At 64.8% G+C, this 22,219-nt stretch carries 22 protein-coding genes; 7 read left to right on the top strand and 15 right to left on the bottom strand.

What is annotated here, in order from left to right:
* Positions 1 to 142: 142 nt before the first annotated feature.
* Positions 143 to 940, top strand: coding sequence for a protein-disulfide reductase DsbD domain-containing protein (locus tag D8Z78_RS11040; protein WP_121630190.1), 798 nt, complete (start codon positions 143 to 145; stop codon positions 938 to 940).
* A gap of 23 nt (positions 941 to 963) precedes the next feature.
* Here D8Z78_RS11040 and D8Z78_RS11035 read toward each other — a convergent pair whose 3' ends face one another.
* From D8Z78_RS11035 to D8Z78_RS11015, 5 genes are all read right to left on the bottom strand, one after another.
* On the bottom strand, positions 964 to 4,368 hold the full coding sequence (locus tag D8Z78_RS11035) for an efflux RND transporter permease subunit (protein WP_121630189.1): 3,405 nt from the start codon (positions 4,366 to 4,368) through the stop codon (positions 964 to 966).
* A gap of 236 nt (positions 4,369 to 4,604) precedes the next feature.
* Positions 4,605 to 6,062, bottom strand: a complete 1,458-nt coding sequence (locus tag D8Z78_RS11030; protein WP_121630188.1) for an efflux RND transporter periplasmic adaptor subunit — start codon at positions 6,060 to 6,062, stop codon at positions 4,605 to 4,607.
* Between the two features lie 172 nt (positions 6,063 to 6,234).
* Entirely contained in the window at positions 6,235 to 6,777 is a 543-nt protein-coding gene (moaB, locus tag D8Z78_RS11025; protein WP_121630187.1) for a molybdenum cofactor biosynthesis protein B, read from the bottom strand.
* A 9-nt stretch (positions 6,778 to 6,786) separates the two neighbouring features.
* Complete coding sequence (locus D8Z78_RS11020; protein WP_121630186.1) at positions 6,787 to 7,395, bottom strand: LysE family translocator; 609 nt, start codon at positions 7,393 to 7,395, stop codon at positions 6,787 to 6,789.
* Positions 7,392 to 8,174 (bottom strand): uracil-DNA glycosylase, encoded by a 783-nt coding sequence (locus D8Z78_RS11015; RefSeq protein ID WP_121630185.1) that lies wholly within the window; start codon positions 8,172 to 8,174, stop codon positions 7,392 to 7,394. The genes D8Z78_RS11020 and D8Z78_RS11015 overlap by 4 nt, the downstream gene beginning before the upstream one ends.
* A gap of 134 nt (positions 8,175 to 8,308) precedes the next feature.
* On the opposite strand from D8Z78_RS11015, the gene D8Z78_RS11010 reads away from it, so the two are divergent.
* The 5 genes from D8Z78_RS11010 (at position 8,309) to plsY (ending at position 12,499) form a co-directional block, all read left to right on the top strand.
* Positions 8,309 to 9,259, top strand: a complete 951-nt coding sequence (locus D8Z78_RS11010; RefSeq protein ID WP_121630184.1) for an aspartate carbamoyltransferase catalytic subunit — start codon at positions 8,309 to 8,311, stop codon at positions 9,257 to 9,259.
* Positions 9,256 to 9,795 carry an aspartate carbamoyltransferase catalytic subunit gene (locus tag D8Z78_RS11005; protein ID WP_121630183.1) on the top strand — a complete coding sequence of 180 codons (540 nt, stop codon included), beginning with the start codon at positions 9,256 to 9,258 and terminating at the stop codon, positions 9,793 to 9,795. Before D8Z78_RS11010 ends, D8Z78_RS11005 begins: the two co-directional genes overlap by 4 nt.
* Before the next feature lie 124 nt (positions 9,796 to 9,919).
* Positions 9,920 to 10,315: a hypothetical protein gene (locus tag D8Z78_RS11000; protein ID WP_121630182.1), complete on the top strand. Its 396-nt coding sequence runs from the start codon at positions 9,920 to 9,922 to the stop codon at positions 10,313 to 10,315.
* Between the two features lie 155 nt (positions 10,316 to 10,470).
* Entirely contained in the window at positions 10,471 to 11,778 is a 1,308-nt protein-coding gene (pyrC, locus tag D8Z78_RS10995; RefSeq protein ID WP_121630181.1) for a dihydroorotase, read from the top strand.
* Between the two features lie 115 nt (positions 11,779 to 11,893).
* Positions 11,894 to 12,499, top strand: coding sequence for a glycerol-3-phosphate 1-O-acyltransferase PlsY (gene plsY / locus D8Z78_RS10990; RefSeq protein ID WP_121630180.1), 606 nt, complete (start codon positions 11,894 to 11,896; stop codon positions 12,497 to 12,499).
* A gap of 145 nt (positions 12,500 to 12,644) precedes the next feature.
* On the opposite strand, the gene D8Z78_RS10985 is transcribed toward plsY, so the two are convergent.
* Both D8Z78_RS10985 and D8Z78_RS10980 read right to left on the bottom strand, forming a co-directional pair.
* Complete coding sequence (locus tag D8Z78_RS10985; protein WP_121630179.1) at positions 12,645 to 13,424, bottom strand: alpha/beta fold hydrolase; 780 nt, start codon at positions 13,422 to 13,424, stop codon at positions 12,645 to 12,647.
* A 14-nt stretch (positions 13,425 to 13,438) separates the two neighbouring features.
* On the bottom strand, positions 13,439 to 14,035 hold the full coding sequence (locus D8Z78_RS10980; RefSeq protein ID WP_121630178.1) for a 2-hydroxychromene-2-carboxylate isomerase: 597 nt from the start codon (positions 14,033 to 14,035) through the stop codon (positions 13,439 to 13,441).
* A gap of 126 nt (positions 14,036 to 14,161) precedes the next feature.
* On the opposite strand from D8Z78_RS10980, the gene D8Z78_RS10975 reads away from it, so the two are divergent.
* Positions 14,162 to 15,169 carry a ribose-phosphate pyrophosphokinase gene (locus D8Z78_RS10975; RefSeq protein WP_121630177.1) on the top strand — a complete coding sequence of 336 codons (1,008 nt, stop codon included), beginning with the start codon at positions 14,162 to 14,164 and terminating at the stop codon, positions 15,167 to 15,169.
* Between the two features lie 94 nt (positions 15,170 to 15,263).
* Here the strand turns inward: D8Z78_RS10975 and D8Z78_RS10970 are convergent, their stop codons facing one another.
* The 8 genes from D8Z78_RS10970 to D8Z78_RS10935 all read right to left on the bottom strand — a co-directional run bounded on the left by D8Z78_RS10970 (position 15,264) and on the right by D8Z78_RS10935 (position 21,893).
* Complete coding sequence (locus D8Z78_RS10970; RefSeq protein WP_121630176.1) at positions 15,264 to 15,725, bottom strand: SMI1/KNR4 family protein; 462 nt, start codon at positions 15,723 to 15,725, stop codon at positions 15,264 to 15,266.
* Positions 15,725 to 16,075, bottom strand: a complete 351-nt coding sequence (locus tag D8Z78_RS10965; protein ID WP_121630175.1) for an H-type lectin domain-containing protein — start codon at positions 16,073 to 16,075, stop codon at positions 15,725 to 15,727. The genes D8Z78_RS10970 and D8Z78_RS10965 overlap by 1 nt, the downstream gene beginning before the upstream one ends.
* A gap of 92 nt (positions 16,076 to 16,167) precedes the next feature.
* Complete coding sequence (locus D8Z78_RS10960; RefSeq protein ID WP_164932946.1) at positions 16,168 to 16,821, bottom strand: MarC family protein; 654 nt, start codon at positions 16,819 to 16,821, stop codon at positions 16,168 to 16,170.
* Between the two features lie 124 nt (positions 16,822 to 16,945).
* Positions 16,946 to 17,380 (bottom strand): F0F1 ATP synthase subunit epsilon, encoded by a 435-nt coding sequence (locus D8Z78_RS10955; RefSeq protein ID WP_121630174.1) that lies wholly within the window; start codon positions 17,378 to 17,380, stop codon positions 16,946 to 16,948.
* Between the two features lie 78 nt (positions 17,381 to 17,458).
* The gene (gene atpD / locus D8Z78_RS10950; protein WP_121630173.1) at positions 17,459 to 18,883 is read right to left on the bottom strand and encodes a F0F1 ATP synthase subunit beta; all 1,425 of its coding nucleotides are present in this window, start codon (positions 18,881 to 18,883) and stop codon (positions 17,459 to 17,461) included.
* Between the two features lie 18 nt (positions 18,884 to 18,901).
* Positions 18,902 to 19,777, bottom strand: coding sequence for a F0F1 ATP synthase subunit gamma (locus D8Z78_RS10945; RefSeq protein ID WP_121630172.1), 876 nt, complete (start codon positions 19,775 to 19,777; stop codon positions 18,902 to 18,904).
* A 13-nt stretch (positions 19,778 to 19,790) separates the two neighbouring features.
* Positions 19,791 to 21,326 (bottom strand): F0F1 ATP synthase subunit alpha, encoded by a 1,536-nt coding sequence (gene atpA, locus D8Z78_RS10940; RefSeq protein ID WP_121630171.1) that lies wholly within the window; start codon positions 21,324 to 21,326, stop codon positions 19,791 to 19,793.
* The gene (locus D8Z78_RS10935; RefSeq protein WP_121630170.1) at positions 21,327 to 21,893 is read right to left on the bottom strand and encodes a F0F1 ATP synthase subunit delta; all 567 of its coding nucleotides are present in this window, start codon (positions 21,891 to 21,893) and stop codon (positions 21,327 to 21,329) included.
* Between the last annotated feature and the right edge of the window lie 326 nt (positions 21,894 to 22,219).

Below are 22,219 nucleotides of genomic sequence, written 5' to 3'. Positions count from 1 at the left end.
TCGCCCCGCCCGGTGACAAGTGCGCTGCGTGCAGAACTGCCGCGACCGTTCGTGACAATGCCCGTGCCAATGCATCACAGGTGACATTCCATCGCCGGAACGTGACTTTTCATTTCAGTCAAATCACGGCACATCCGACACCATGAAACGCCTCATCGCCCTGCTTTCGCTTCTGCTTCTTCCGCTCTCCGCCACGGCGGAGTCCTATGACAATGTCGTCCGTGCCGAACTGCGCCCCGGCTGGCGCATGGCCAATGGCGACCACATGGCCGCCCTGCACCTGACCCTTGCGGATGGTTGGAAGACCTACTGGCGCAGCCCCGGCGATGCTGGCATCCCGCCGCTCTTCGACTGGCGCGGGGCGCGCAACGTGCAAAGCATTCAGGTCGAATGGCCCGCTCCGCAGGTGTTTCACCAGTCCGGCATGCGCTCGGTCGGCTACAAGCACGAGGTCGTGCTGCCGCTGCGCATCAAGCTCAAGAATGACAGCCGCGACAGCCGCCTGAAGGGTGTGATCGATATCGGCATCTGCAAGGATGTCTGCCTGCCGCACCGGGTGCGCGTGGAAACCATGCTCTCGCCCGAAATGCGCAAGCCCGATCCGGTGATCGCGGCGGCCTTGGCCACGCTGCCCTTCGGCCCGGCAGATGCGGGCGTGCGCTCGGTCACCTGCCACCTGACCCCTGCCGCCTCTGGCATGGGGCTGCGGGTCGAGATCACCATGCCCAAGGGCACCGGCCGCGAGGAAACCGTCATCGAGTCGCGCGACCCCGACCTGTATATCGGCGAGCCGGACACCTCTTGGCAGGGGAATACGTTGATTGCCGAAACCCGCGTCAATCACGTCTCGTCACAGGTATTCGCGCTGGATCGCTCCGGCTTGCGGATCACGGTGCTTGGTGGCGAGTTGCCTTTGGACATTCACGGCTGCACAGGCTAGGCGCCACACATGCGCGCGCGGGCTTAGGCCCTGCGCCGCCGTGCCGGCCTTAGCAGGCGCGCAACCCCCAAAGACAGCCCCGCCAAGACATAGGCCCCCAGCGACACCGCCGCCGCGCCCAGCACGAACAGCGCGAATCCGGCGCTCAGCGGTGCCCAGCCTTCCCATACCGGGCGTTGCAGCACGTCGGGCAGCACACCGCGCCACGCCACATGCCCCATGGTGGCAGCCAACCAGCCCAACACCGCCAGCACCGCAAGGCCCATACCAAGGCGCATCGACAGCACCCGGTGGCGCAGTCCCCGCTTGAGCGCGCGCACCTGCACCGCCACGTCCTGCTGCACCGCCACCAATGCCGGCACCACCAGCAGCACCAGACCCATGCCGAAGCCCAGACCATAGACCAGCGTGATCACCGTCGGCTTGAGGAACTGCGCATCGGCAGAGCGTTCATAGAGCAGCGGCGCCAAGCCCAGCACCGTCGTGGCGGTCGTCAGGAAGACGGCTCGAAGGCGGTCCGCCGCGCCGTCGATGATCGACGGGATCAGCCCCCTCTCCGCTGCATATTCATCGATCTGCGTCACCAACACGATGGAATCGTTGATGATGATCCCCGTCATCCCCAACAGGCCAACCACGGTGAACATGCTCATCGGCACGTCCCAATGCGCATGGCCATAGATAGTGCCGACCAGTCCAAAGGGAATGATCGCCATCACCACCATTGGCCGGGTCCAACTGGCAAAGACCCATGCAAGCACAAGGTAGATGCCCAGCAGCACCATGATCAGCCCGTTGCGGGCGTCGTTGAGGAAGTCATCTTCCTGTTCGCTCAGCCCGCTCAGCCGGTAGTCCACCTGCTGCGTCTCTGCGATGCCCGGCAGGATGTCCTGCTCCAGCGCCTGCATGATCTCGGTCGCGCGCGCGGGGTCGTCTTCGGAGATGTCGCCCGTCACCGAAATCACCCGGATGCCGTTTTCGCGCCGCACCGTGCTGAAGCCCGTGCGCCGCTCGACGCTGACGATATCGGCCAGCTGAACGTAGGCCCCCGCGGGCGTGCGCATCTGCGTGCGTTCAAGGAAATCCGCCGTCAATTCGCCCTCGGGCAGGTCCACCCGGATCGCCGCCGAGCGCGGTCCCACCGGATAGGTCGCCGCCTCGATCCCGCCCAGACGGTTGCGCAGCACCGATCCCAGCCCGTCGATGTCAAACCCCAGCGCCTGCCCCTGCGGTGTCAGTTCAAGGATCAACTCTTCCTTGTCGTAGGCGAGGTTGTCCTCGACCGCCGAAACCTCCGGAAAGCGCGCCACGGCGGTCTTCAGCGCCTCTGACGCCTGTTTCAGCACCTCGGCGCTGGCGCCGTAGAACTGCACGTCCAGCGCGTCGCCACCGGGGCCGGAGCGCCAAGAGCGGAAGGAGATCGTCTCGACCATCGGGTGGTTGGGCACCCGGTCCTGCAACTCCCCGACGAAGGCATAAGACGAATAGGGCCGCAGGTCGGCCTCGATCAGTTCGATCGAGATGCCGCCCAGCTGGTCGGCATCCTTGGTATCCGTACCAGCCAGCCCCCGGCCCGCATTGCCGCCGATCTCGGCCATGACATAGGCCAGCGGGTTCAGGCCGTGGCGTTCCTCGTATTCGCGGCCCAGATCCTCGACCGCCTGCTGGAACATGCGCATCTGCGCCAGCGTATCGGCGCGCGTGGCGCCCGGTGCCATGGCGAAGTTACCCGTCACGGACGATTGTTCCGGCGAGTTGAAGAAGCGCCATTGCACGTCGCCCTTGATCAGCAGCGCCACTTGGGAGGCCAGCAGCACGACCGCCCCGGCCAGCACCGCGTAGCGCATCGCGATGACCAGACGTATCAGCGGACGGAACAGCGTGTCGCGGATCCAGCGAAAGCCCCGGTTCACCATGCGCGAGGGCATGTCATACCAATGCCGCTCGCCCGAATGTTTCAGCGCCTGTGCCATGTGATGCGGCAGGATCAGGAAGCATTCCACCAGTGAGGCCAGCAGGACCACGATCACGGTAAAGGGAATGTCGGCGATCAGATCGCCGAACCGCCCGGAGATCGCCGTCAGGCCAAAGAAGGCGATGACCGTGGTCAGCGTCGCGGAAAACACCGGCAGCGCCATCCGCTGCGCGGCGCTTTCGGCCGCCTCGTACGGGCCAAGCCCAGACCGTGCGCGGTGGTCCGAATGCTCGCCCACGACGATGGCATCGTCGACGACGATGCCCAACGTGATGATCAGCGCGAACAGCGAGATCATGTTCAGCGTCAGCCCGGCCACGTACATCAGGGCAATCGCCGACAGCATCGCCGTCGGGATGCCCGCCGCCACCCAGAAGGCCGTCCGGGTGTTGAGGAACAAGAACAGCAGGATGATGACCAGCCCCAGCCCGCTCAGCGCGTTGTCGAGCAGGATGTTGAGGCGCCCGGTGATCGCCTCGGCCCGGGTGCGGATCAGGTCGACGCTGACCCCGTCGGGCAACGAGGCCTGAAACTCAGCCGCGATGCGCTCGACATCCTGCTGGATGCCGATGGCGTCCCCCCGGTCGGACCGGTCGACCCGAATCGAGATCGCTGGATTGGGACCGACGAAATAGCTGCGCTCGCGGTCGATGCCCTCGACCCGGATGGTCGCGACATCGCCAATGGTCAGGTTGGAGCCATCGGGATTCGAGCGCAGGACGATGCCCGAGATATCCTCGGCGCTGCGTTTCTCGACCCCCGTGCGCACGCGCGCGCCAGCACCGCCCACATCTCCGGCCGGGTCGGCATCGACCTCCGCCGCGATGGCACTGGCGATTTCGCGCATGGTGATGTCATGGGCGATGAGATTCGCGGACGGCACTTCGACGATCGTCTCCGGCGCCGCGAGGCCCTGAATGGTGGTGCGCGTGACGCCTTCGGCAAAGAGCCGAACGACGAATTCATCGGCAAAGCGTCCCAGCTGGTCGACTCCCACCGGCCCGGTGACGACCACGTCCGTGACGCGGTCGCGCCAAGCGCCGCGCGTCACCTCCGGGTCCTCGGCCTCTTCGGGGAGGTTGCCGACCGCGTCGACCGCGGTCTGCACATCGTCGGCGGCGCGGGACATGTCCCAGCCCGGCTCGAATTCGAGCCGGATCGAGGCGCGCCCCTCGCGCGAGGTCGCCTCGGAGCTTTCGACGCCTTCCACGGACAGCAGGGCCGGTTCGAGCACTTGGACGATGGCGGCGTCCACGTCCTCGGACCCGGCACCGTCCCAACGGACAGAGACGCTGACATTGTCGATGATTACATCGGGAAAGAACTGCGCGCGCATGTTCGGCGCCGCCAGCAGGCCAGAGGCCAGCAAGATGACGAGCAGAAGGTTGGCGATGGTCGGGTGACGCGTGAAATAGGACAAGATGCCCCCGGCGCTGCGCGGCATGTTACGCATGGGAGGACCTCCCGGCGCGAGGGGGGAAGCCCGTTCGAACGGGCTTGCAAATTCCTTCGAAGGAATTTGTGGGGCGCTGCGCGGCGATCGTCAGGCTCTGTTGGCGAGGCCGCGCGCCCCTTTGAGACTGGGGGCCAAATCCATTCGAATGGATTTGCAACTGCCTTCGAAGGCAGTTGTCCCGCGATCCGGTCCAAAGGATGCGCCGGGATGTGCGTCCGTTGTCTTCTGCCATCTCAGCCCCCCATCCGCGACTCGATCCGTTCGACGGTCTGAGCGGGGACCTTGGGCTGCGCGAGTTGCGCCAAGATCCGGGTCTTGGCCTCGGCAGGCATCCGCGTGTTGCCCTCGATGAAGGCGACCAGCCGCGCCCGCCGTTCCTCGGTCAGTTCCAGCATCTCCGGTTCCGCAGGGGCCTCGTCCCCACCGGCGCGCAAGGGCTTGACCTTGATTCCGGCCCCCAGCAGGGGCGTGCGTTCGGCCACCACCTCGCGTCCCGCAAGGTCACGCGCACGGATCAGCACGTCATCCCCCTGACGGCGCATGACGCGCACGTCGACGACTTCCAGCCGGTCTTCCTCCCCTACCATCAGGACCTGATCGCCCGCATCCACCGCCGTAGCCGGCAGGCGCGCGACGAAGTCGAGCGCCGGCTCCGCCAGCGTCACCGTCACGAAATCGCCCGGCTTGAAGCCCCGCGCCGCGTCCAGAGACGCGAACAGCAACCGCCCGGTCTGTCCCTCGCCCACCGCCGCGCCATCGCGCGACAGGGTGCCTTGGGCGGTGATGTTCGTGCCGAACACATCCAGCGTCACCGTCACCCCCGCCGGGCGCAAGCGCCCGTCATCGTCCAAAAGGCGCGCGTATTGCTGGGTCGAGACGCGGAAGGCCACTTCGAGCGCGCCGAGGTCGATCAGCGATCCCAACCGTTCATTCGCGGATACCAGCCGTCCGGCCACAACGTTCACATCGGTCAATGTCCCGGCGAACTGGGCGCGTATCTCGGTATCGTCGAGGCGCCTTTGCGCCTCTTCACGGGCAAGCTGCGCGCGTTTCCCGGCGCTGGCGGCCTGATCGATCCGCGCCTCGGCGCTGGCCAGCGCCTGCCTGCGGGTCAGGACCGCCTGCCGGGCCGAGGACACGGCCAGTTCGGCGGTCTCGACCGCCGCGGCCGTGCCGACATTGCGCTCCAGCAGGTCGCGTTGCCGTTGCAGCGCCTGCTCGCGCAGCGCCACCTGATCCTCGGCGGCGGCCAGTTCGTCGCGCGCCAGTTCAAGGGCGCGCGCGGCCTCGCGGGTTTCCAGTTCGGCATCCAGAACGTCGCTCTCGGCGCGCGACAGCGCCGCCTCTGCATCCGCCGGATTGACCCGCGCCAGCAATTGCCCCGCCTCGACGCGACCGCCCTCGACGAAGTCCTCGGCGAGGTCCATCAAGGTTCCCCCCGTGGCGGCGCGCAATTCCAGCGTGCGGCGGCTTTGCACCTCGCCAAAAGCGGCCAGTTCGGGGACCACCGTGCCGAACTCCACCGGCACCACGTTGACCGCGAACACCCGCTCGCGGGCACGCGGCACGCGCGGTTCCTCGTTCAGCCGCACCTGTACGGCGTCACGGACCAAGACCCCCGCATAGGCCAGCAGCCCGAGGGTCAAGGACAGGAGAAAGAGCCCCAGAAGGCTCTTGCGGAGAAAGCGCATGGGCGGTGCTCGCGTGGTGATCGTTGTCAACGTTTGCATATAAGCCGAGAATTTCGACCTACCACGACATTATACGGTCACACGGCGCTTTCCCGTCGCACAATTGCGCGAATTTTCCGGCTTTTGATCCAAGCGCGGCGAATGACCGCCCCCGGTCGCACGCTGCCGAGGGTCACTTGCGGCGCTGATGTTCGTCCAGCCGGGGGAAGATCTCGACGAAGTTGCAGGGGCGGTGGCGGTAATCCAACTGCCAGCGCAAGATTTCGTCCCACGCATCCTTGCACGCGCCGGTCGAGCCGGGCAGCGCGAACAGATAGGTGCCGCCCGCAACGCCGCCCGTCGCGCGGCTTTGCACCGCGCTGGTGCCGATCTTCTGGAACGACACCATGGTAAAGACCGTGCCGAAGGCGTCGATCTCCTTCTCGTAGACTTCGCGATGCGCCTCGACGGTGACATCCCGCCCCGTCAGGCCCGTGCCGCCGGTTGAAATCACCACGTCGACCTCCGGATCGGCGATCCATGCGCGCAACTGGTCGGCGATCTCGGCCCGTTCATCGCGGATGATCTTGCGGTCGGCCAGCACATGCCCCGCCTCTGTCAGACGCGCGACCAGCGTATCGCCCGACCGATCCTCGGCCAGACCGCGCGTGTCGCTGACGGTCAGGATGGCGATGCGCACGGGGATGAAGTCCTTGGACTGGTCGATTCGGCTCATGGTCTTTCCTTATATCGCCAGCCGCAGGGCGAGGCCGCCAAACAGCGTGGCACAGAGATAGCGCAAGGTGCGTTCGGTCCGCGTGCCGCCCTGCAGCCGCTTGCGCAGCAGGCCCGCGAACTGCCCCACCAGCCCGTTCACCACCAGCCCGCCAAGGATCATCAGCGATCCGAAGACAAGGAATTGCGGCAGCACGGCGCGGGCCGGGTCCACGAATTGCGGCACGAAGGCCAGCACGAAGAGGATGTATTTCGGGTTGGTCAGGTTGACGACAAAGCCCTGCCGCAGCGCCTTGGCCGGGGTCATCGCGGGGGCATCGCCCCCGGCGAGCGGCGTCCTGAGGGTCTTCCATGCGATCCACGCCAGATAGGCCGCGCCGACCCAACGGATCACGTCGAAGGCACCGGGCAGCGCCGCAACCAACGCGCCAAGCCCCAGACCCGCCAGCGTCACATGCACCACACCGCCCAATCCGACCCCGGTCGAGGCCGCCCAACCGGCGCGCGGGCCGCCTTTCAACCCTTGGGCAAGGCAGAACAGCATGTCCGGGCCGGGCGTGATGTTCAGCGCCAGCCCCGCCGGAATGAAAGCCAGCAGCATCACCGGATCGACGATCATTGTCCTGACTCCAATTTGGCGCGCAGCGCCAGCATATCCGCCCACGCCTCGCGCTTGGCGGCCGGGTTGCGCAGAAGGTAGGCCGGGTGAAAGATCGGCAAGGCCGGTTTACCGGCGGCGCTGGTCCAGATGCCGCGCAGCCGCGTGATACCACGTTTCCCCAGCAGCGCCTGACAGGAGATGTTGCCGACGATGACAAGCAGGTCGGGCTTGGCCAGCGCGATATGGCGCAGCAGGAAAGGCAGCATCATCGCGATTTCCTCGGGCTTGGGATCGCGGTTTTGCGGCGGACGCCACGGCAGCACATTGGTGATGTAGACCGACTCGGCGCGCGACAGGCCGATCGGCGCGAGCATCCGGTCGAGCAGTTGACCCGCCTTGCCGACGAAGGGTTTGCCTTGCAGGTCTTCGTCGCGCCCCGGTGCCTCGCCCACGAGCATCACCTTGGCACCGGGCACGCCGTCCGAGAAGACGAGATTGCGCGCGCCGCGTTTGAGGTGGCAATGCTCGAACCCGTCCATGGCAGCCCGCAGCGCATCGAGCGACGTGGCGGCCCTTGCGGCGGCCTCGGCTTCGCCCACCGGGTCGATTTCGACCCGCTGGACGCGGGTGGGACCGGCGGCGGGCAGGGTCGACTTCCGCGCTTCGGCGGCTTCCCGCGCAGCCTGTTCCACGGCGAAGCGGTCCATGGGCTGGTCGAGGATCGCCTCGTCCACCCCCATCTCGAATTGCCATTCGAGCAGCGCGCGCGCCGTATGCCAGTCCAATGCCGATTCCATGCGGGCCACCTTATCCCTGCCTTACGGAAAGGAAAACGCAGTAGGATGGGTTTAGACCCATCCTACCCAAGCCCCGCCCTTGCCCGAGCCCGGCGCAGACCATACAAGACCGGCAGGCTTGCCAAGAGGACCCGATGCGCTTCGACCAACGTCACCTTCTGGGAATAGACCCCCTGCGCCCCGACGAGATCACCACCTTGCTGGACCTCGCCGACGATTACGTCGCCTTGGGCCGTCGCCGCGACAAGCACGCACAGGCGCTGTCGGGTCTGACTCAGATCAACATGTTCTTTGAAAATTCCACCCGCACGCAGGCCAGTTTCGAACTGGCGGGCAAGCGTCTGGGCGCGGATGTGATGAACATGTCGATGCAGGCCTCGTCGATCAAGAAAGGCGAGACCCTGATCGACACCGCTATGACTCTGAACGCCATGCATCCCGACCTGCTGGTCGTGCGTCACCCGCATTCCGGCGCGGTCGATCTGCTGGCGCAAAAGGTCAACTGTGCGGTGCTGAACGCGGGTGACGGGCGGCACGAGCACCCCACGCAGGCCCTGCTGGACGCGCTGACCATCCGCCGCGCCAAGGGCCGTCTGCACCGCCTGAACATCGCCATTTGCGGCGACATCGCCCATTCCCGCGTGGCGCGGTCCAACATCCTGCTGCTGCACAAGATGGAAAACCGCATCCGCCTTGTCGGGCCATCGACGCTGGTGCCCTCGGGGATCGAGCATTTCGGCGTCGAGGTTTATGACGATATGCGCGAAGGGCTGCGCGACGTGGATGTCGTGATGATGCTGCGCCTGCAAAAGGAACGCATGGACGGCGGCTTCATCCCCTCGACCCGCGAATATTACCACCGCTACGGGCTGGACGCGGAAAAGCTGTCTTACGCCAAGGAAGACGCCATCGTCATGCATCCCGGCCCCATGAACCGGGGTGTCGAGATCGACGGCACCATCGCCGATGACATCAACCGTTCGGTCATTCAGGATCAGGTGGAAATGGGTGTCGCCGTGCGCATGGCCGCGATGGACCTGCTGGCGCGCAACCTGCGCGCAAACCCCAAGGAGGTCATGGCATGACCACCCTTCAGATCAACGGATCGGAAACCGATACGCTGCGCCTGTTCCTGCTGGACCTGCCCCCCGAGGCGGTCGAGCGCTACACCACCATGGCGGGCACCGGCGAATACCCTTTGAAATACGGGCTGGGTGCCACGAAGCTGCGCCCCGGCTTTGTCGATGTGATCGACATTCGCGACCTCGAAGGGATGCCGCTGTCGACCTACCTTCAACAGGCGCATGGCGTTTCGAGCGCGGCGCTGGCCGGGGATCGCGCGCGGTTGGATGCACTCAAGGGCACGGTGATCGCCCTGCCCGCGCAGGCCTTCGAGAACACGACCCAGACCCTGACCGTGCAAACGCCGCTGCGCCACCTCGGCACATATGCCGAAACGAAACCCGCCGGACGCAGCGCCCCGATCAAGACGACATCCGCGCGGGGCCTGTCGTCGGCCAACCCCGCCGGACCGGGCAAAGGCAGTTCGACCACGCTGAAACTCATCGTTGCCATCCTCGCGGTGATCGTGGTCGCCGTCATGGTCATGGTCCTGCGATGAGCGGCACCCGCGACGGTTCAGGCATCCACGCGGCGCGGCGCGTGGCCGGCTCGGCGATCAGGGGCACCTCGAGGCCGGGCTGGCTTGTCCCGCGCTGCCCGTCCAAGGCCAGCAGGCGCGCGACATGACGTCTTTCCGCGCCGATCGCGCCACGTATCTGCGCACACACGCCACCATGGCCGCGCTCGCCATGGGAGCGGGCATGCTGATCCTGTGGATCATCGACAGCCCCCATGTCTGGACCGGTGCGATTGGCGGACTGGCCGCCGTCGCGGTGCGCGGCTGGTACTTGATGGACGAGGAACTGGCACATGAATGGGACATTGTCGGCGACGCGTTGCACGGCCCCGCCGGTCGCGTCGTGCCGCTGGACCAGATCGCGAAACTGCGCGCCATCGGCTCGGCGGTGCAGATCATCACCAAGGCCGGGGACAAGTACCTGATCAAGTTCCAGCCCGACCCGCAAGCCACGATCGCCACGATCGAAGCTGCGCGGGCAAGGCGCTTCGAAGCGCCTTGAGGGACGCGTCTTCGAAGACGCGTGACAAGCGCTTTGCAAAGCGCTTGATCCAAGGCCCTTCGAAGGGCCTTGCCCCCAGACCTCACCGAACAGCGGTTCCCCCGTTCCTTGAATTGCCCTAAGAGGGGAAAAACCCCGTACCTGACCGGACCACCATGACCGATACCCTGCTTTCCAACGCCCGCCTGATCGATCCCGAAACCGGCTCTGACGACCTTGGGGCCGTGCTGATCTCGGGCGGCGTGATCAAGGAAATCTTTACCCAAGGCACTGATCCGAAGGGCGAAAAGTTGGCAAAGGTCAACGCCGGGCAGGTCGAGGTGGTCGATTGCAAAGGCAAATGCCTTGCGCCCGGCATCGTCGATATCGGTGTCAAGGTCGGCGAACCCGGCGAACGGCACAAGGAATCCTATGCCACCGCCGGGCGTGCGGCGGCTGCGGGGGGGGTGACCACCATCGTCACCCGGCCCGACACCACCACCGCCATCGACACCCCCGAGGGGCTCGACTTCATCCGCCGCCGCGCCGCAGAGGATGCGACCGTGAACGTCCTGCACATGGCCGCCCTGACCAAGGGCCGCGAGGGGCGCGAGATGACCGAGATCGGCTTTCTGCTGGATGCGGGGGCCGTCGCCTTCACCGATTGCGACCACGTGGTCCGCGATACCAAGGTGCTGTCCCGCGCCATGACCTATGCCCGCAGCCTTGGCGCGCTGGTCATCGGCCACCCGCAAGACCCCGGCCTGTCGCGCGGCGCGGCGGCGACCAGCGGCAAATTCGCAAGCCTGCGTGGCCTGCCCGCCGTCTCGGCGATGGCCGAGCGCATGGGGCTGGACCGCGACATCGCGCTCGTCGAGATGACCGGCGTCCGCTACCACGCCGACCAGATCACCACCGCCCGCGCCCTGCCCGCGCTGGTGCGCGCCAAGAAGAACGGGTTCGACGTCACCGCGGGCACCTCGATGCATCACCTGACGCTGAACGAGATGGACGTGGCCGACTACCGCACCTTCTTCAAGGTCAAACCGCCCCTGCGCGCCGAGGAGGACCGTCTTGAAATCGTCGAGGCCGTGCGCAGTGGGCTGATCGACATCATTGGCAGCTTCCACACGCCGCAGGATGAGGAAAGCAAACGCCTGCCCTTCGAGGAGGCGGCGTCCGGCGCTGTCGGGCTGGAGACGATGCTGCCGGTGCTGCTGCGCCTGTATCATTCGGGCGAGTTGGATCTGCCGACCCTGTTCCGCGCGCTGTCCCTGAACCCTGCAAAGCGTCTGGGCCTGCCCTGCGGTCGTCTGGCGGCGGGCGCGCCTGCCGATCTGGTGCTGTTCGACGCGGACAAGCCGATCATCCTCGACCGCTTCAAGCTGCGCTCGAAATCCAAGAACACGCCCTTCGACAATGCCCGTTTGCAGGGCAAGGTGCTGGGCACATGGGTCGCGGGCACCCGCGTCTACGCCGCGTGACACCGTCCCGGGCTTGACCCGGGACCTCTCCCTCGGGCACCTCTGACACGAGGCCTCGGGGCTCAAGCCCGGGGCGGGTGTGCACCTCAGCCCAAACAGATGAAAAGGACCCCAGATGCTGGACACCGCACCGACCGTCGCGATCCTGTGGGCCGTGATCGGCTACCTGTTGGGATCGATCCCCTTTGGCATCCTCATCACCCGTGCGCTGAAGCTGGGCGATCTGCGGCAGATCGGGTCGGGCAATATCGGGGCGACCAACGTGCTGCGCACCGGCAACAAGGGCGCGGCGGCGGCGACGCTGCTGCTGGACGGGGTCAAGGGCGCGGCGGCGGTGCTGCTGGCGCGCTATGTGACCCAAGACGCGGGCGCGGTGCAGATTGCGGGGCTGGCGGCCTTTGTCGGCCATTGCTATCCGGTCTGGTTGAAGTTCCGGGGCGGCAAGGGGGTTGCGACCTTCCTTGGCGTGGTTCTGGCCTGGGCCTGGCCCGTGGGTCTGCTGTGCTGTGCAACCTGGCTGTTCGCCGCCGTGGTCTCGCGCATCTCATCCGTGGGGGCGCTGATGGCCGCGATGTCCAGCACGGTCTGGTTCTTCTTCATGGGATACAGCGCCTTTCTCATTCCGGCCACGATCCTGACGGCGCTGATCTATTGGCGCCACCGGGCGAACCTGGCCCGGTTGAAGGCCGGGACGGAGCCGAAGATCGGTCAGAAATCCTGAGGCTCGGCGCAGCGGTTTTCACAGGGGTTTTCGCCGCCTGACCGCGTCGACCCGCGCGGGCTGCGCCCGCGTGGCGGGCCTGCGGCCCGTTGGGGCGCTGCCCCAAACCCCGCGGTATTTCAGGCCAGAAGAAGCAGGGGATGGTTCAGGCGGGTTGGGCCGCGACAGTGGTCGTGAGGGCCTCGGCGAGGGCGCTGGCATGGGTCAGCGTGACCATGTGGCCCGCACACGGCACCACGACCTCGCGCGCCTGTGGCAGGCGGGCCATCAGGCCCTTATGCACATCCGTGATGATCGGCACCGTGTCTTCGCCGCGCAGGAAGGTGATCGGGCAGGTCAGCGCCTCCAGCTTGCCGGGGGCGAGCAGCCCGTGGCAATCGCCCCAAAGGCTGGCCTCTGTCCCCGCGATGAAGCCCATGCCCTGCGCCATGCCCTGTTGCACCTCGGGCGGGAAGCTGTCCCACGGCACGCCGCCGCCCCACAACCCATTGAACGCCCGCGCGGCAGCCAGCATGTCGCCGGTCTGATAGGCTGCGAACACGCGCTCTTCGGCGGCGCGATGCCGCGCCTTGGGCTCTGCGTTGGCCGCGGCGGCAAAGAACACCGGCTCGACCAGCGTCAGCGAGGCGACCTGTTCCGGGACCTCCAGCGCCAGCCGCAACGCCACCGTCGCGCCAAAGCTGTGCCCGGCCAGATGCACCCAGTCGCGCATCAGAGGGCGCACCGCCTCGGTCGTCGCGTCATGCACGTCGACACCGTCGGGAAAGGCCGGGCTGCGGCCATGCCCCGGCAGATCGGGGGCGGTGATCGTCAGGTCGGGCGCGTGTTTCGACACGCCCTTCCACATGGAGCCGCGCCCAAGGCCGCAATGCAGGGCAAGGACCGGGATCGGGCCGCTGCCCAGCGTCGTGATGTGCAAATCCATGGGGCTCCTCCTGTTCAGAGGGTCCCTGCCAGATGCGCGTCCAGATCGTCAAGCCGATCCTGCCCCCAGAACAGCTGATCGCCCACCGCATAGGTCGGCACGCCGAATGCGCCGCGGTCGATGGCTTCTTCGAGGTTGCGGGGATAGATTTCGGCCCCGGTGAGCATCCCGGTGAAGGACAGGCCGCGGTCAAAGCCCGCTTCCTCCAGACAATCGCCGATCACGGCATCATCGGCCACGTCCTTGTCATCAGCCCAGCAGGACCGCAGGATCGCGTGCACCAGCTTGCCCAGATCACCGCCGCCAGCCTCTTGGGCGGCGATTACCGCGTAGGATGACGGGGCCATGTTGGTGGGCCAATGCGTCGGGCGCAGGTTGAAGGGCATGCCGGTCTTTTTCGCGTTCCGCGTCAATTCCTGCGCGCGATAGGCAATGCGGTTGGGGTGACGGTCGCCCGGCGGCGTGCCCCCGGTGCGGGCAAACAGCGCAAGGATATCGAGCGGTTTGTAGGCGATGGTCGCGTCGTGCTTGGCCGCGATCTCCTCCAGCCGTGTTCCGGCGAAATAGGTGAACGGCGAGAGCGTGGCGAAGTAGTAGTCGATATGGGCCATGGTGCGTCCTATAGGGGCAGACCGGTCACGGATTGTCGCGTCCGGATTGTGATGCTGGCCCGGAGGTTAGCCGCGTGCTAAGCGAGCCGCAACGTCACGAATCCGTCATCCTCCCGGAGCTGCCCCATGCCCACTCTCGTCGAACCCAAATTGATCGCCGGCAATGCCAACCGCCCGCTGGCCGAGGCCATCGGCCGCCGCATGTCGCTGTATCGTGGCAAGTCCGTGGGGCTGGTGGATGCCCGCGTCGAACGGTTCAACGATCAGGAGATCTTTGTCGAGGTTTACGAAAACGTGCGCGGCGAGGATATGTTCATCATCCAGCCGACCTCGAACCCGGCGAATGACAACCTGATGGAGCTGCTCATCATGGCCGACGCTTTGCGCCGGTCGTCGGCGGCGCGCATCACTGCCGTGATCCCCTATTTCGGCTATGCCCGGCAGGATCGCCGCACCAAGGCGCGCACCCCGATTTCCGCCAAGCTGGTGGCCAATATGATGGTCACCGCTGGCATCGAGCGGGTGCTGACGCTGGACCTGCACGCCGCGCAGATCCAGGGCTTCTTCGATATCCCGGTGGACAACCTCTATGCCTCGCCGATCTTCGCGCTGGACATCCAGAACCAGTTCGAGGACCTCAGCGATGTGCTGGTGATCTCGCCCGACGTGGGCGGCGTGGCGCGGGCGCGTGAATTGGCCAAGCGCATCGGTGCTCCGCTCGCCATCGTCGACAAGCGCCGGGAAAAGGCGGGCGAAGTGGCCGAGATGACGGTGATCGGGGACGTGACCGGCAAGCGCTGCATCATCGTCGACGACATGTGTGACACCGCCGGGACGCTGTGCAAGGCCGCCGAGGTCATCATGGAACACGGCGCGACCGAAGTGCACGCCTATATCTCGCACGGGGTCATGTCCGGTCCGGCCGTCGAGCGGATCACCAAATCGGTGCTCAAGACCTTGGTGCTGACGGATTCGATCCAGCCGACCGGGCCTGTTTCGGCGGCGCCGAACATCCGGGTCCTGCCGACCGCGCCGATGTTCGCGCAGTCGATCCTGAACATCTGGAACGGCACCTCCGTGTCGTCGCTGTTTGAGACCGATACTTTGGGGCCGATCTACGAAGGCATTCTCTGAAGGGAGGCCGGGTGCCTGCCGACAGTCCGCAGGCACCCGGTCAGTCCGGGCAGAACAGATCCTAGGGCGGGGTTATGCCCCGCCTTTCCTTTGGCTAGAGGATGAGATAGCGCTCGAGCCACGCAGAAAAGCTATTGGCGACGAAGCTCGTGTCATCGAATTCGTGGTCCCAGAAATAGATCGGGGCGGTCGGCTGTGCGTGCTGCATGTCCCCCGTTGAGAAGCAGAACAGGTTCCCCATCGAGTCAGATGCAATCGCAACCAAGGTGTCAGGCAGGCCGATGTTGCGCCAGTCCTCGGTCGTCTCGATGATTTCGTCAGGCTTGAGGAACTGGCTCAGATCTGGCGGCGCGAACATGCCCGCATCACTGACAGCCTCCAGCAATTCCAGCCCCATGGACGGCAGGCCGACCTCGATCACCTGCTGGCGGTAGTCCAGCGGCAGCCGGATTGACAATTCCGCCTCGACCATGTCGAGGGACTCCGGTCGGATGCGTTCGATGTCATGATACCCGCCATGCCACCGTTCGGAAAAGCGCAGCAGCGCGTCGGACATCAATACAGTTCCCAATCGTCCTCGGACGCGACCTCGCCAATGGCCATCCAGTTCATGCGCACACGGGCAACCCGGGTGTCAGACCATGTGCGAAAGACCAATTCAAAGCCGGTTTCGGTGATCTTGTCTGCGGTGATGTCGGCGCGGACATTGGCGCCCTGATCCATGTCCCACAGGGATAGGGCCACTTGCACCGTGGGGATCGAGCGGAACGGTTCGGAGAATTTCACCTTCTTGCGACGCTCGCGCGAGCCGTGGCCTGTCCACATCTCACCGCCCGATGCGAAATCGGAGAACACCTCGTCATTGCCCTGATCGATGCCGATCAGCGAACCCACATACTTTTTCATGCACGGCCTCTATGGTCTGCTCTCCCGCATAATCCCGCATTACGGCACGAATTTGAACGGGAAAGGTAGATTTCCGGGCAATTTGCCTGCGATCACCCGTCCGGCTGGACGGACAGGTTCAAGGCACCCACCGCGTCAAGGCCTCCCAGCACGGCATCGACCGCAACCGTGGCGAGGATGATCCCCATCACCCGACTGATCACACCCGCACCGGTGTTGCCCAGCACGCGCTTCAGCTTGCCCGCCAGCAACAGCAGCACCAAGGTCAGCAACAGGACGACGGTCAGAAGCCCGGCCGTCATGACCTGCTCGGGAATGGAATGGCGGTGGTTGTCGGTCAAGACAACGATAGCCAGCATCGCGCCCGGCGAGGCGATCGACGGCATGGCCAGCGGAAACACCGCCCCGGCCAGATGGTCGCGCCCGGCGCTTTCGATTTCCTGTTCGGCCTTGCTGTCGCCAAAGATCATGCTGAGCGCGAACAGGAACAGGATCACGCCGCCCGCGATCTGGAACGAGCCAAAGCGCAGGCCCAGCCCTTCGAGCAGAAGCTGCCCCGCCACGAGAAAGAACATCAGGACGACCCAGGCGACAAGCACGGCACGCAATGCGAATTTCCAGTGAAGCGCGGCGGGCACCGTGGCTGTCGCGAAATAGAACACCGGCAACGATCCGATGGGATCGATCACCACGATCAGCGTGATCAGTTCGCGCAGCATACCCGCCCAGTTCAAAGTCAATTCCATTCGCGTCTCCAGTCATCCCCCCCTGATGTAGCATGGCGGCGGACCAATGCAGATTGCGCCAACCGCCAAAAACGCAAAAACCCCACCGAAGCGGCGGGGTTTTCGGCATTTTTGGACGCAAACCTCAGAGAGAGGGCTGCATCGGATCCAGACCGATATGGCTGCCGACGGCGACCATGTCCTGAAGCAGCTTGGCCGCGTCGTCGACGGGGCCCGGCTCGTTCTGGAAGGCTTCCTTGGTCTGGTGGTAGAAGTCCTGAGCCTCCTTCACCAGCGCCTCGTAGGTCGCCTGTGTCATGTCCGCGCGCGGCAGGGCCTTTTCGGCCAGAACCGAAACGCTTTCACCGATCTCGGCAAAGCCACCGGTGACCACGAATTGCTCGGTGCCCTTATCGGTTTCCACCGTCAGGATGCCGGGGCGCAGCGTGGTGATGGTCGGCGCGTGGCTCGGCATGGCGGTCATGTCGCCATCCGCACCGGGGATCTGCACCGAAGAAACCTGCGCCGAGAGCAGCTTGCGCTCGGGCGAGACCAGGTCGAATTGCATCATGTCTGCCATGTGAAACTCCTTTCAGGCGCTTGGTCCAAGTAGGATGGGTGATCACCCATCCTACCTGAAATCGGCGCCCGGTTACGATCAGGCAGCGTCAGCGGCCAGCTTTTCGGCCTTCGCGATCACCTCGTCGATGCCGCCCACCATGTAGAAGGCGCCCTCGGGCAGGTGGTCGTATTCGCCCGCCACAACGGCCTTGAACGACTTGATGGTGTCTTCCAGCGGAACCTGAACGCCGTCAGAGCCGGTGAAGACCTTCGCCACGTCGAACGGCTGCGACAGGAAGCGCTGGATCTTACGGGCGCGCGCCACGGTCAGCTTGTCCTCTTCGGACAGTTCGTCCATCCCGAGGATGGCGATGATGTCCTGAAGCGACTTGTAGCGCTGCAGGATACCCTGCACGTCGCGGGCCACCTTGTAGTGCTCTTCGCCGACGATCTGCGGGTCCATCAGACGCGAGTTGGAGTCGAGCGGGTCCACAGCGGGGTAGATGCCCAATTCCGAGATCGCACGGTTGAGAACCGTGGTCGCGTCAAGGTGCGCAAAGGTCGTTGCCGGTGCGGGGTCGGTCAAGTCGTCCGCAGGCACGTACACGGCCTGAATCGAGGTGATCGAGCCGTTCTTGGTCGAGGTGATGCGTTCCTGCATCGCGCCCATGTCGGTGGCCAGCGTCGGCTGGTAGCCCACAGCGGAGGGGATACGACCCAGAAGTGCGGACACCTCGGAACCGGCCTGCGTGAAGCGGAAGATGTTGTCGACGAAGAACAGAACGTCGGTGCCGGACTGGTCGCGGAACTGCTCGGCCAGGGTCAGGCCGGTCAGCGCAACACGGGCACGCGCACCCGGAGGCTCGTTCATCTGGCCGTACACAAGCGCCACCTGCGATTCTTCGAGGTTGTCGGGCTTGATGACGTTGGATTCGATCATCTCGTGATACAGGTCGTTGCCTTCACGGGTCCGCTCGCCAACACCGGCGAACACGGAGTAGCCCGAGTGCACCTTTGCGATGTTGTTGATCAGTTCCATGATGAGAACGGTCTTGCCCACGCCGGCGCCGCCGAACAGGCCGATCTTGCCGCCTTTGGCGTAGGGGGCCAGCAGGTCGATGACCTTGATGCCTGTCACGAGGATTTCCGATTCCGTCGACTGCTCCTGGAAGGCCGGGGCTTCGGCGTGGATCGGACGATACTCGGACGCGTTGATCGGCGCGCCTTCGTCCACCGGCTCGCCGATGACGTTCAGGATGCGGCCCAGCGTTGCGTTGCCAACCGGCACCGAGATCGGTGCGCCGGTGTCCTCGACGCGCTGACCGCGCACCAGACCTTCGGTCGCGTCCATCGCGATGCAGCGAACGGTGTTTTCGCCGAGGTGCTGCGACACTTCCAACACCAGCTTCTTGCCGTTGTTGTCGGTGTTCAGCGCGTTCAGAATTTCAGGCAGGTGGTCGTCGAACTGCACGTCGACCACGGCGCCAATCACCTGGGTGATCTTGCCTTGTGCGTTTGCCATGTTTCGTCTCCGGGTTCTTTAGAGCGCCTCGGCGCCCGAGATGATTTCGATCAGTTCGTTCGTGATGACGGCCTGACGCGAGCGGTTGTATTCGATGGTGAGCTTGTCGATCATCTCACCGGCGTTGCGCGTCGCGTTGTCCATTGCCGACATCCGGGCGCCCTGTTCCGAGGCACCGTTTTCCAGCAGAGCCGCAAAGATCTGCGTGGCCACCCCACGGGGCAGCAGGTCGGCGAGGATGGCTTCTTCATCCGGCTCGTAGTCGTACAGCGTCGACGCCTCGGCCCCCTCTTCCGCCTCGTAAGAGGCCGGAATGATCTGGGTGGCGGTCGGGTCCTGGCTGATGACCGAGTTGAACTTGGCGTAGAAAATCGTCGCCACGTCGAACTCGCCATTGTCGAACCGCGCCAGCACATCGCGCGCGATGTCCTGAGCGTTGCCGTAACCGATGCGCTTGACCTCGGACAGATCGACGTGACCGACGGACAGCGAAGCATAGTCGCGCTTCAGCTGTTCGCGGCCCTTCTTGCCGACGGTCAGGACCTTGACGGTCTTGCCCTTGGCTTGAAGTTCGGCGATCCGCGCCTTGGCCAGCTTGACGATGTTGGTGTTGAAGCCACCGCAGAGGCCGCGCTCTGCGGTCATCACGACCAGCAGATGCACGTCATCCTTGCCCGTCCCGGCCAGAAGCCGGGGCGCGCTGTCACTGTCTCCGACCGACGCGGCCAACGACGCCATCACCGCATTGAAGCGTTCCGTGTAAGGACGGGACGCCTCGGCCGCTTCCTGGGCGCGACGCAGTTTTGCGGCCGCGACCATCTGCATGGCCTTGGTGATCTTGCGGGTCGATTTGACGCTCGCGATCCGGTTTTTAAGATCCTTCAGGTTGGGCATCTATCCGATCCCCTTAGCTGAAGTCTGCGGAAAATTCGTTCAGAACCGCCTTGATCTTGTCTTCTGCATCACCCTTGATCTTGGGATCTTCGTTGGTGATCCAGTCCAGCAGGTCCTGATGCTTGCCACGGACGTGGGACAGCAGGCCAGCCTCGAAGCGACCGATATCGGACACGGCGACCTTGTCGAGGTAGCCCATGGTGCCCGCGCAGATCACGATGACGATCTCGGCGTTGGTCAGCGGCGAATACTGCGGCTGCTTCATCAGCTCGGTCAGACGCGCACCGCGGTTCAGCAGCTGCTGGGTCGCGGCGTCGAGGTCGGAACCGAACTGGGCGAAGGCCGCCATTTCGCGGTACTGGGCCAGCGACAGTTTGATCGGGCCTGCAACCGACTTCATCGCGTTGGTTTGGGCCGAGGAGCCCACGCGCGAAACCGACAGACCGGTGTTCACGGCGGGGCGGATGCCCTGATAGAACAGTTCGGTCTCAAGGAAGATCTGGCCGTCGGTGATCGAGATCACGTTGGTCGGGATAAATGCCGACACGTCGCCGCCTTGGGTTTCGATGATCGGCAGTGCGGTCAGCGAACCGGAGCCGTTGTCCTCGTTCAGCTTTGCCGAGCGCTCCAGCAGGCGCGAGTGAAGGTAGAAAACGTCGCCAGGGTAAGCTTCGCGGCCCGGCGGGCGGCGCAGCAGCAGGGACATCTGGCGATAGGACACGGCCTGCTTGGACAGGTCATCGTAGATGATCAGCGCGTGCTTGCCGTTGTCGCGGAAGTATTCCGCCATCGCGGTGGCCGAGTACGGGGCCAAGAACTGCATCGGCGCCGGGTCGGACGCGGTCGCAGCGACGACGATGGTGTATTCGATGGCGCCGGTCTCTTCGAGCTTCTTCACCAGCTGTGCCACGGTCGAGCGCTTCTGGCCGACGGCGACGTAGATGCAATACAGCTTCTCGTTGTCCGACTTGGCCGCGTCGTTGTAGGTCTTCTGGTTGAGGATCGCGTCGAGCGCCACGGCGGTCTTGCCGGTCTGACGGTCGCCAATGATCAGCTCGCGCTGGCCACGGCCGATCGGGATCATGGCGTCCACGGCTTTCAGGCCGGTTGCCATCGGCTCGTGCACGGATTTACGGGGGATGATGCCCGGTGCCTTGACGTCGGCCACGCGGCGCTCGGTGGCCTCGATGGGGCCCTTGCCGTCCAGCGGGTTGCCCAGACCGTCGACAACGCGGCCCAGCATGGCTTCACCGGCGGGCACGTCCACGATGGAGTTGGTGCGCTTGACGGTGTCGCCTTCCTTGATGTCCCGGTCGGAACCAAAGATCACGATACCGACGTTGTCGGTTTCCAGGTTCAGGGCCATGCCCATGATGCCACCCGGGAACTCGACCATTTCACCGGCCTGAATGTTGTCGAGGCCATAGACACGGGCGATACCGTCACCGACGGAAAGCACGCGACCGACCTCGGCAACTTCGGCTTCCTGCCCGAAGTTCTTGATCTGGTCCTTCAGGATCGCAGAAATCTCTGCTGCTTGGATACCCATTTATCCGACCTCTTTCATTGCATTCTGGAGGGAGTTGAGCTTGGAGCGGATCGACGTGTCGATCATCTTCGAGCCCACCTTGACGACGAGACCGCCGATGAGTTTTTCATCGACGGTGGCATTGATCTTGACGTCCTTGCCGACCTGCTTCTTCAGCGTCTCGGCGAGGGATTTGGTCTGAGCGTCGGTCAGCGCGGTGGCAGACGTCACCTCGGCGGTCACTTCGCCCTTCTCGGTGGCGATCATCTCGCGCAGGCGCGTGACCATGTGCGGCACCACGAACAGGCGGCGTTTCGACGCCATCAGCGCCAGCGCGTTCTGCAGGGCGGGGATCAGGCCCATCTTCTTGGCAATGGCCGAGATCGCTGCACCCTGTGCTTCGCGGGTGTAGACCGGGCTGGCCAACAGGTCGCGAAGATCGGCGCTGTCTTTGAGGGCTGCGGACAGATCGTCCAGATTGGCTTCGAGCTTGGGAAGGTTTTTGTTTTCCTTCACGATCTCGAAGACGGCGGTGGCATAGCGCTCGGCGATGCCGGAGGAAACTGAGGCTGATTCAGACACGTCCACCCTTCCGATATTATACCCCCGCACCGCGCGGCCCGACGGGCCGGCGATCGGAGGCGTTTGCACCTTGATTTGCCTCAAGGCATGTAAATCGCGGCGGATGTAGCAGAGCCTCACCGTTGGGGCAACATGTTAGGGAGTTTTTAACGGTTGCGCTAAACCCATGTTTTACAGGGGTTTGAGCCACCTGCGACCATAAGTGCCTAAACAAGTTGCGGGAAAAGGGCGATTTTTCACCTCAAAGCGACGATTCCCGCCCCCGATCGGCGCGCCTGACGGGTGCCCGACCGTGCCGTCTGGGGGTCTGGGGGGCACCCCCCAGGGCCTGC

Source organism: Tropicibacter alexandrii (genome assembly GCF_003667315.2).
GTDB lineage: Bacteria > Pseudomonadota > Alphaproteobacteria > Rhodobacterales > Rhodobacteraceae > Tropicibacter > Tropicibacter alexandrii.
This window is presented reverse-complemented; position numbering and strand designations above follow the sequence as displayed.

Coding starts and splice junctions, on each gene's coding strand:
- D8Z78_RS11040 (WP_121630190.1), top strand. CDS start 143: ATGAAACGCCTCATCGCCCTGCTTTCGCTTCTGCTTCTTCCGCTCTCC.
- D8Z78_RS11035 (WP_121630189.1), bottom strand. CDS start 4,368: ATGCGTAACATGCCGCGCAGCGCCGGGGGCATCTTGTCCTATTTCACG.
- D8Z78_RS11030 (WP_121630188.1), bottom strand. CDS start 6,062: ATGCGCTTTCTCCGCAAGAGCCTTCTGGGGCTCTTTCTCCTGTCCTTG.
- moaB (WP_121630187.1), bottom strand. CDS start 6,777: ATGAGCCGAATCGACCAGTCCAAGGACTTCATCCCCGTGCGCATCGCC.
- D8Z78_RS11020 (WP_121630186.1), bottom strand. CDS start 7,395: ATGATCGTCGATCCGGTGATGCTGCTGGCTTTCATTCCGGCGGGGCTG.
- D8Z78_RS11015 (WP_121630185.1), bottom strand. CDS start 8,174: ATGGAATCGGCATTGGACTGGCATACGGCGCGCGCGCTGCTCGAATGG.
- D8Z78_RS11010 (WP_121630184.1), top strand. CDS start 8,309: ATGCGCTTCGACCAACGTCACCTTCTGGGAATAGACCCCCTGCGCCCC.
- D8Z78_RS11005 (WP_121630183.1), top strand. CDS start 9,256: ATGACCACCCTTCAGATCAACGGATCGGAAACCGATACGCTGCGCCTG.
- D8Z78_RS11000 (WP_121630182.1), top strand. CDS start 9,920: ATGACGTCTTTCCGCGCCGATCGCGCCACGTATCTGCGCACACACGCC.
- pyrC (WP_121630181.1), top strand. CDS start 10,471: ATGACCGATACCCTGCTTTCCAACGCCCGCCTGATCGATCCCGAAACC.
- plsY (WP_121630180.1), top strand. CDS start 11,894: ATGCTGGACACCGCACCGACCGTCGCGATCCTGTGGGCCGTGATCGGC.
- D8Z78_RS10985 (WP_121630179.1), bottom strand. CDS start 13,424: ATGGATTTGCACATCACGACGCTGGGCAGCGGCCCGATCCCGGTCCTT.
- D8Z78_RS10980 (WP_121630178.1), bottom strand. CDS start 14,035: ATGGCCCATATCGACTACTACTTCGCCACGCTCTCGCCGTTCACCTAT.
- D8Z78_RS10975 (WP_121630177.1), top strand. CDS start 14,162: ATGCCCACTCTCGTCGAACCCAAATTGATCGCCGGCAATGCCAACCGC.
- D8Z78_RS10970 (WP_121630176.1), bottom strand. CDS start 15,725: ATGTCCGACGCGCTGCTGCGCTTTTCCGAACGGTGGCATGGCGGGTAT.
- D8Z78_RS10965 (WP_121630175.1), bottom strand. CDS start 16,075: ATGAAAAAGTATGTGGGTTCGCTGATCGGCATCGATCAGGGCAATGAC.
- D8Z78_RS10960 (WP_164932946.1), bottom strand. CDS start 16,821: ATGGAATTGACTTTGAACTGGGCGGGTATGCTGCGCGAACTGATCACG.
- D8Z78_RS10955 (WP_121630174.1), bottom strand. CDS start 17,380: ATGGCAGACATGATGCAATTCGACCTGGTCTCGCCCGAGCGCAAGCTG.
- atpD (WP_121630173.1), bottom strand. CDS start 18,883: ATGGCAAACGCACAAGGCAAGATCACCCAGGTGATTGGCGCCGTGGTC.
- D8Z78_RS10945 (WP_121630172.1), bottom strand. CDS start 19,777: ATGCCCAACCTGAAGGATCTTAAAAACCGGATCGCGAGCGTCAAATCG.
- atpA (WP_121630171.1), bottom strand. CDS start 21,326: ATGGGTATCCAAGCAGCAGAGATTTCTGCGATCCTGAAGGACCAGATC.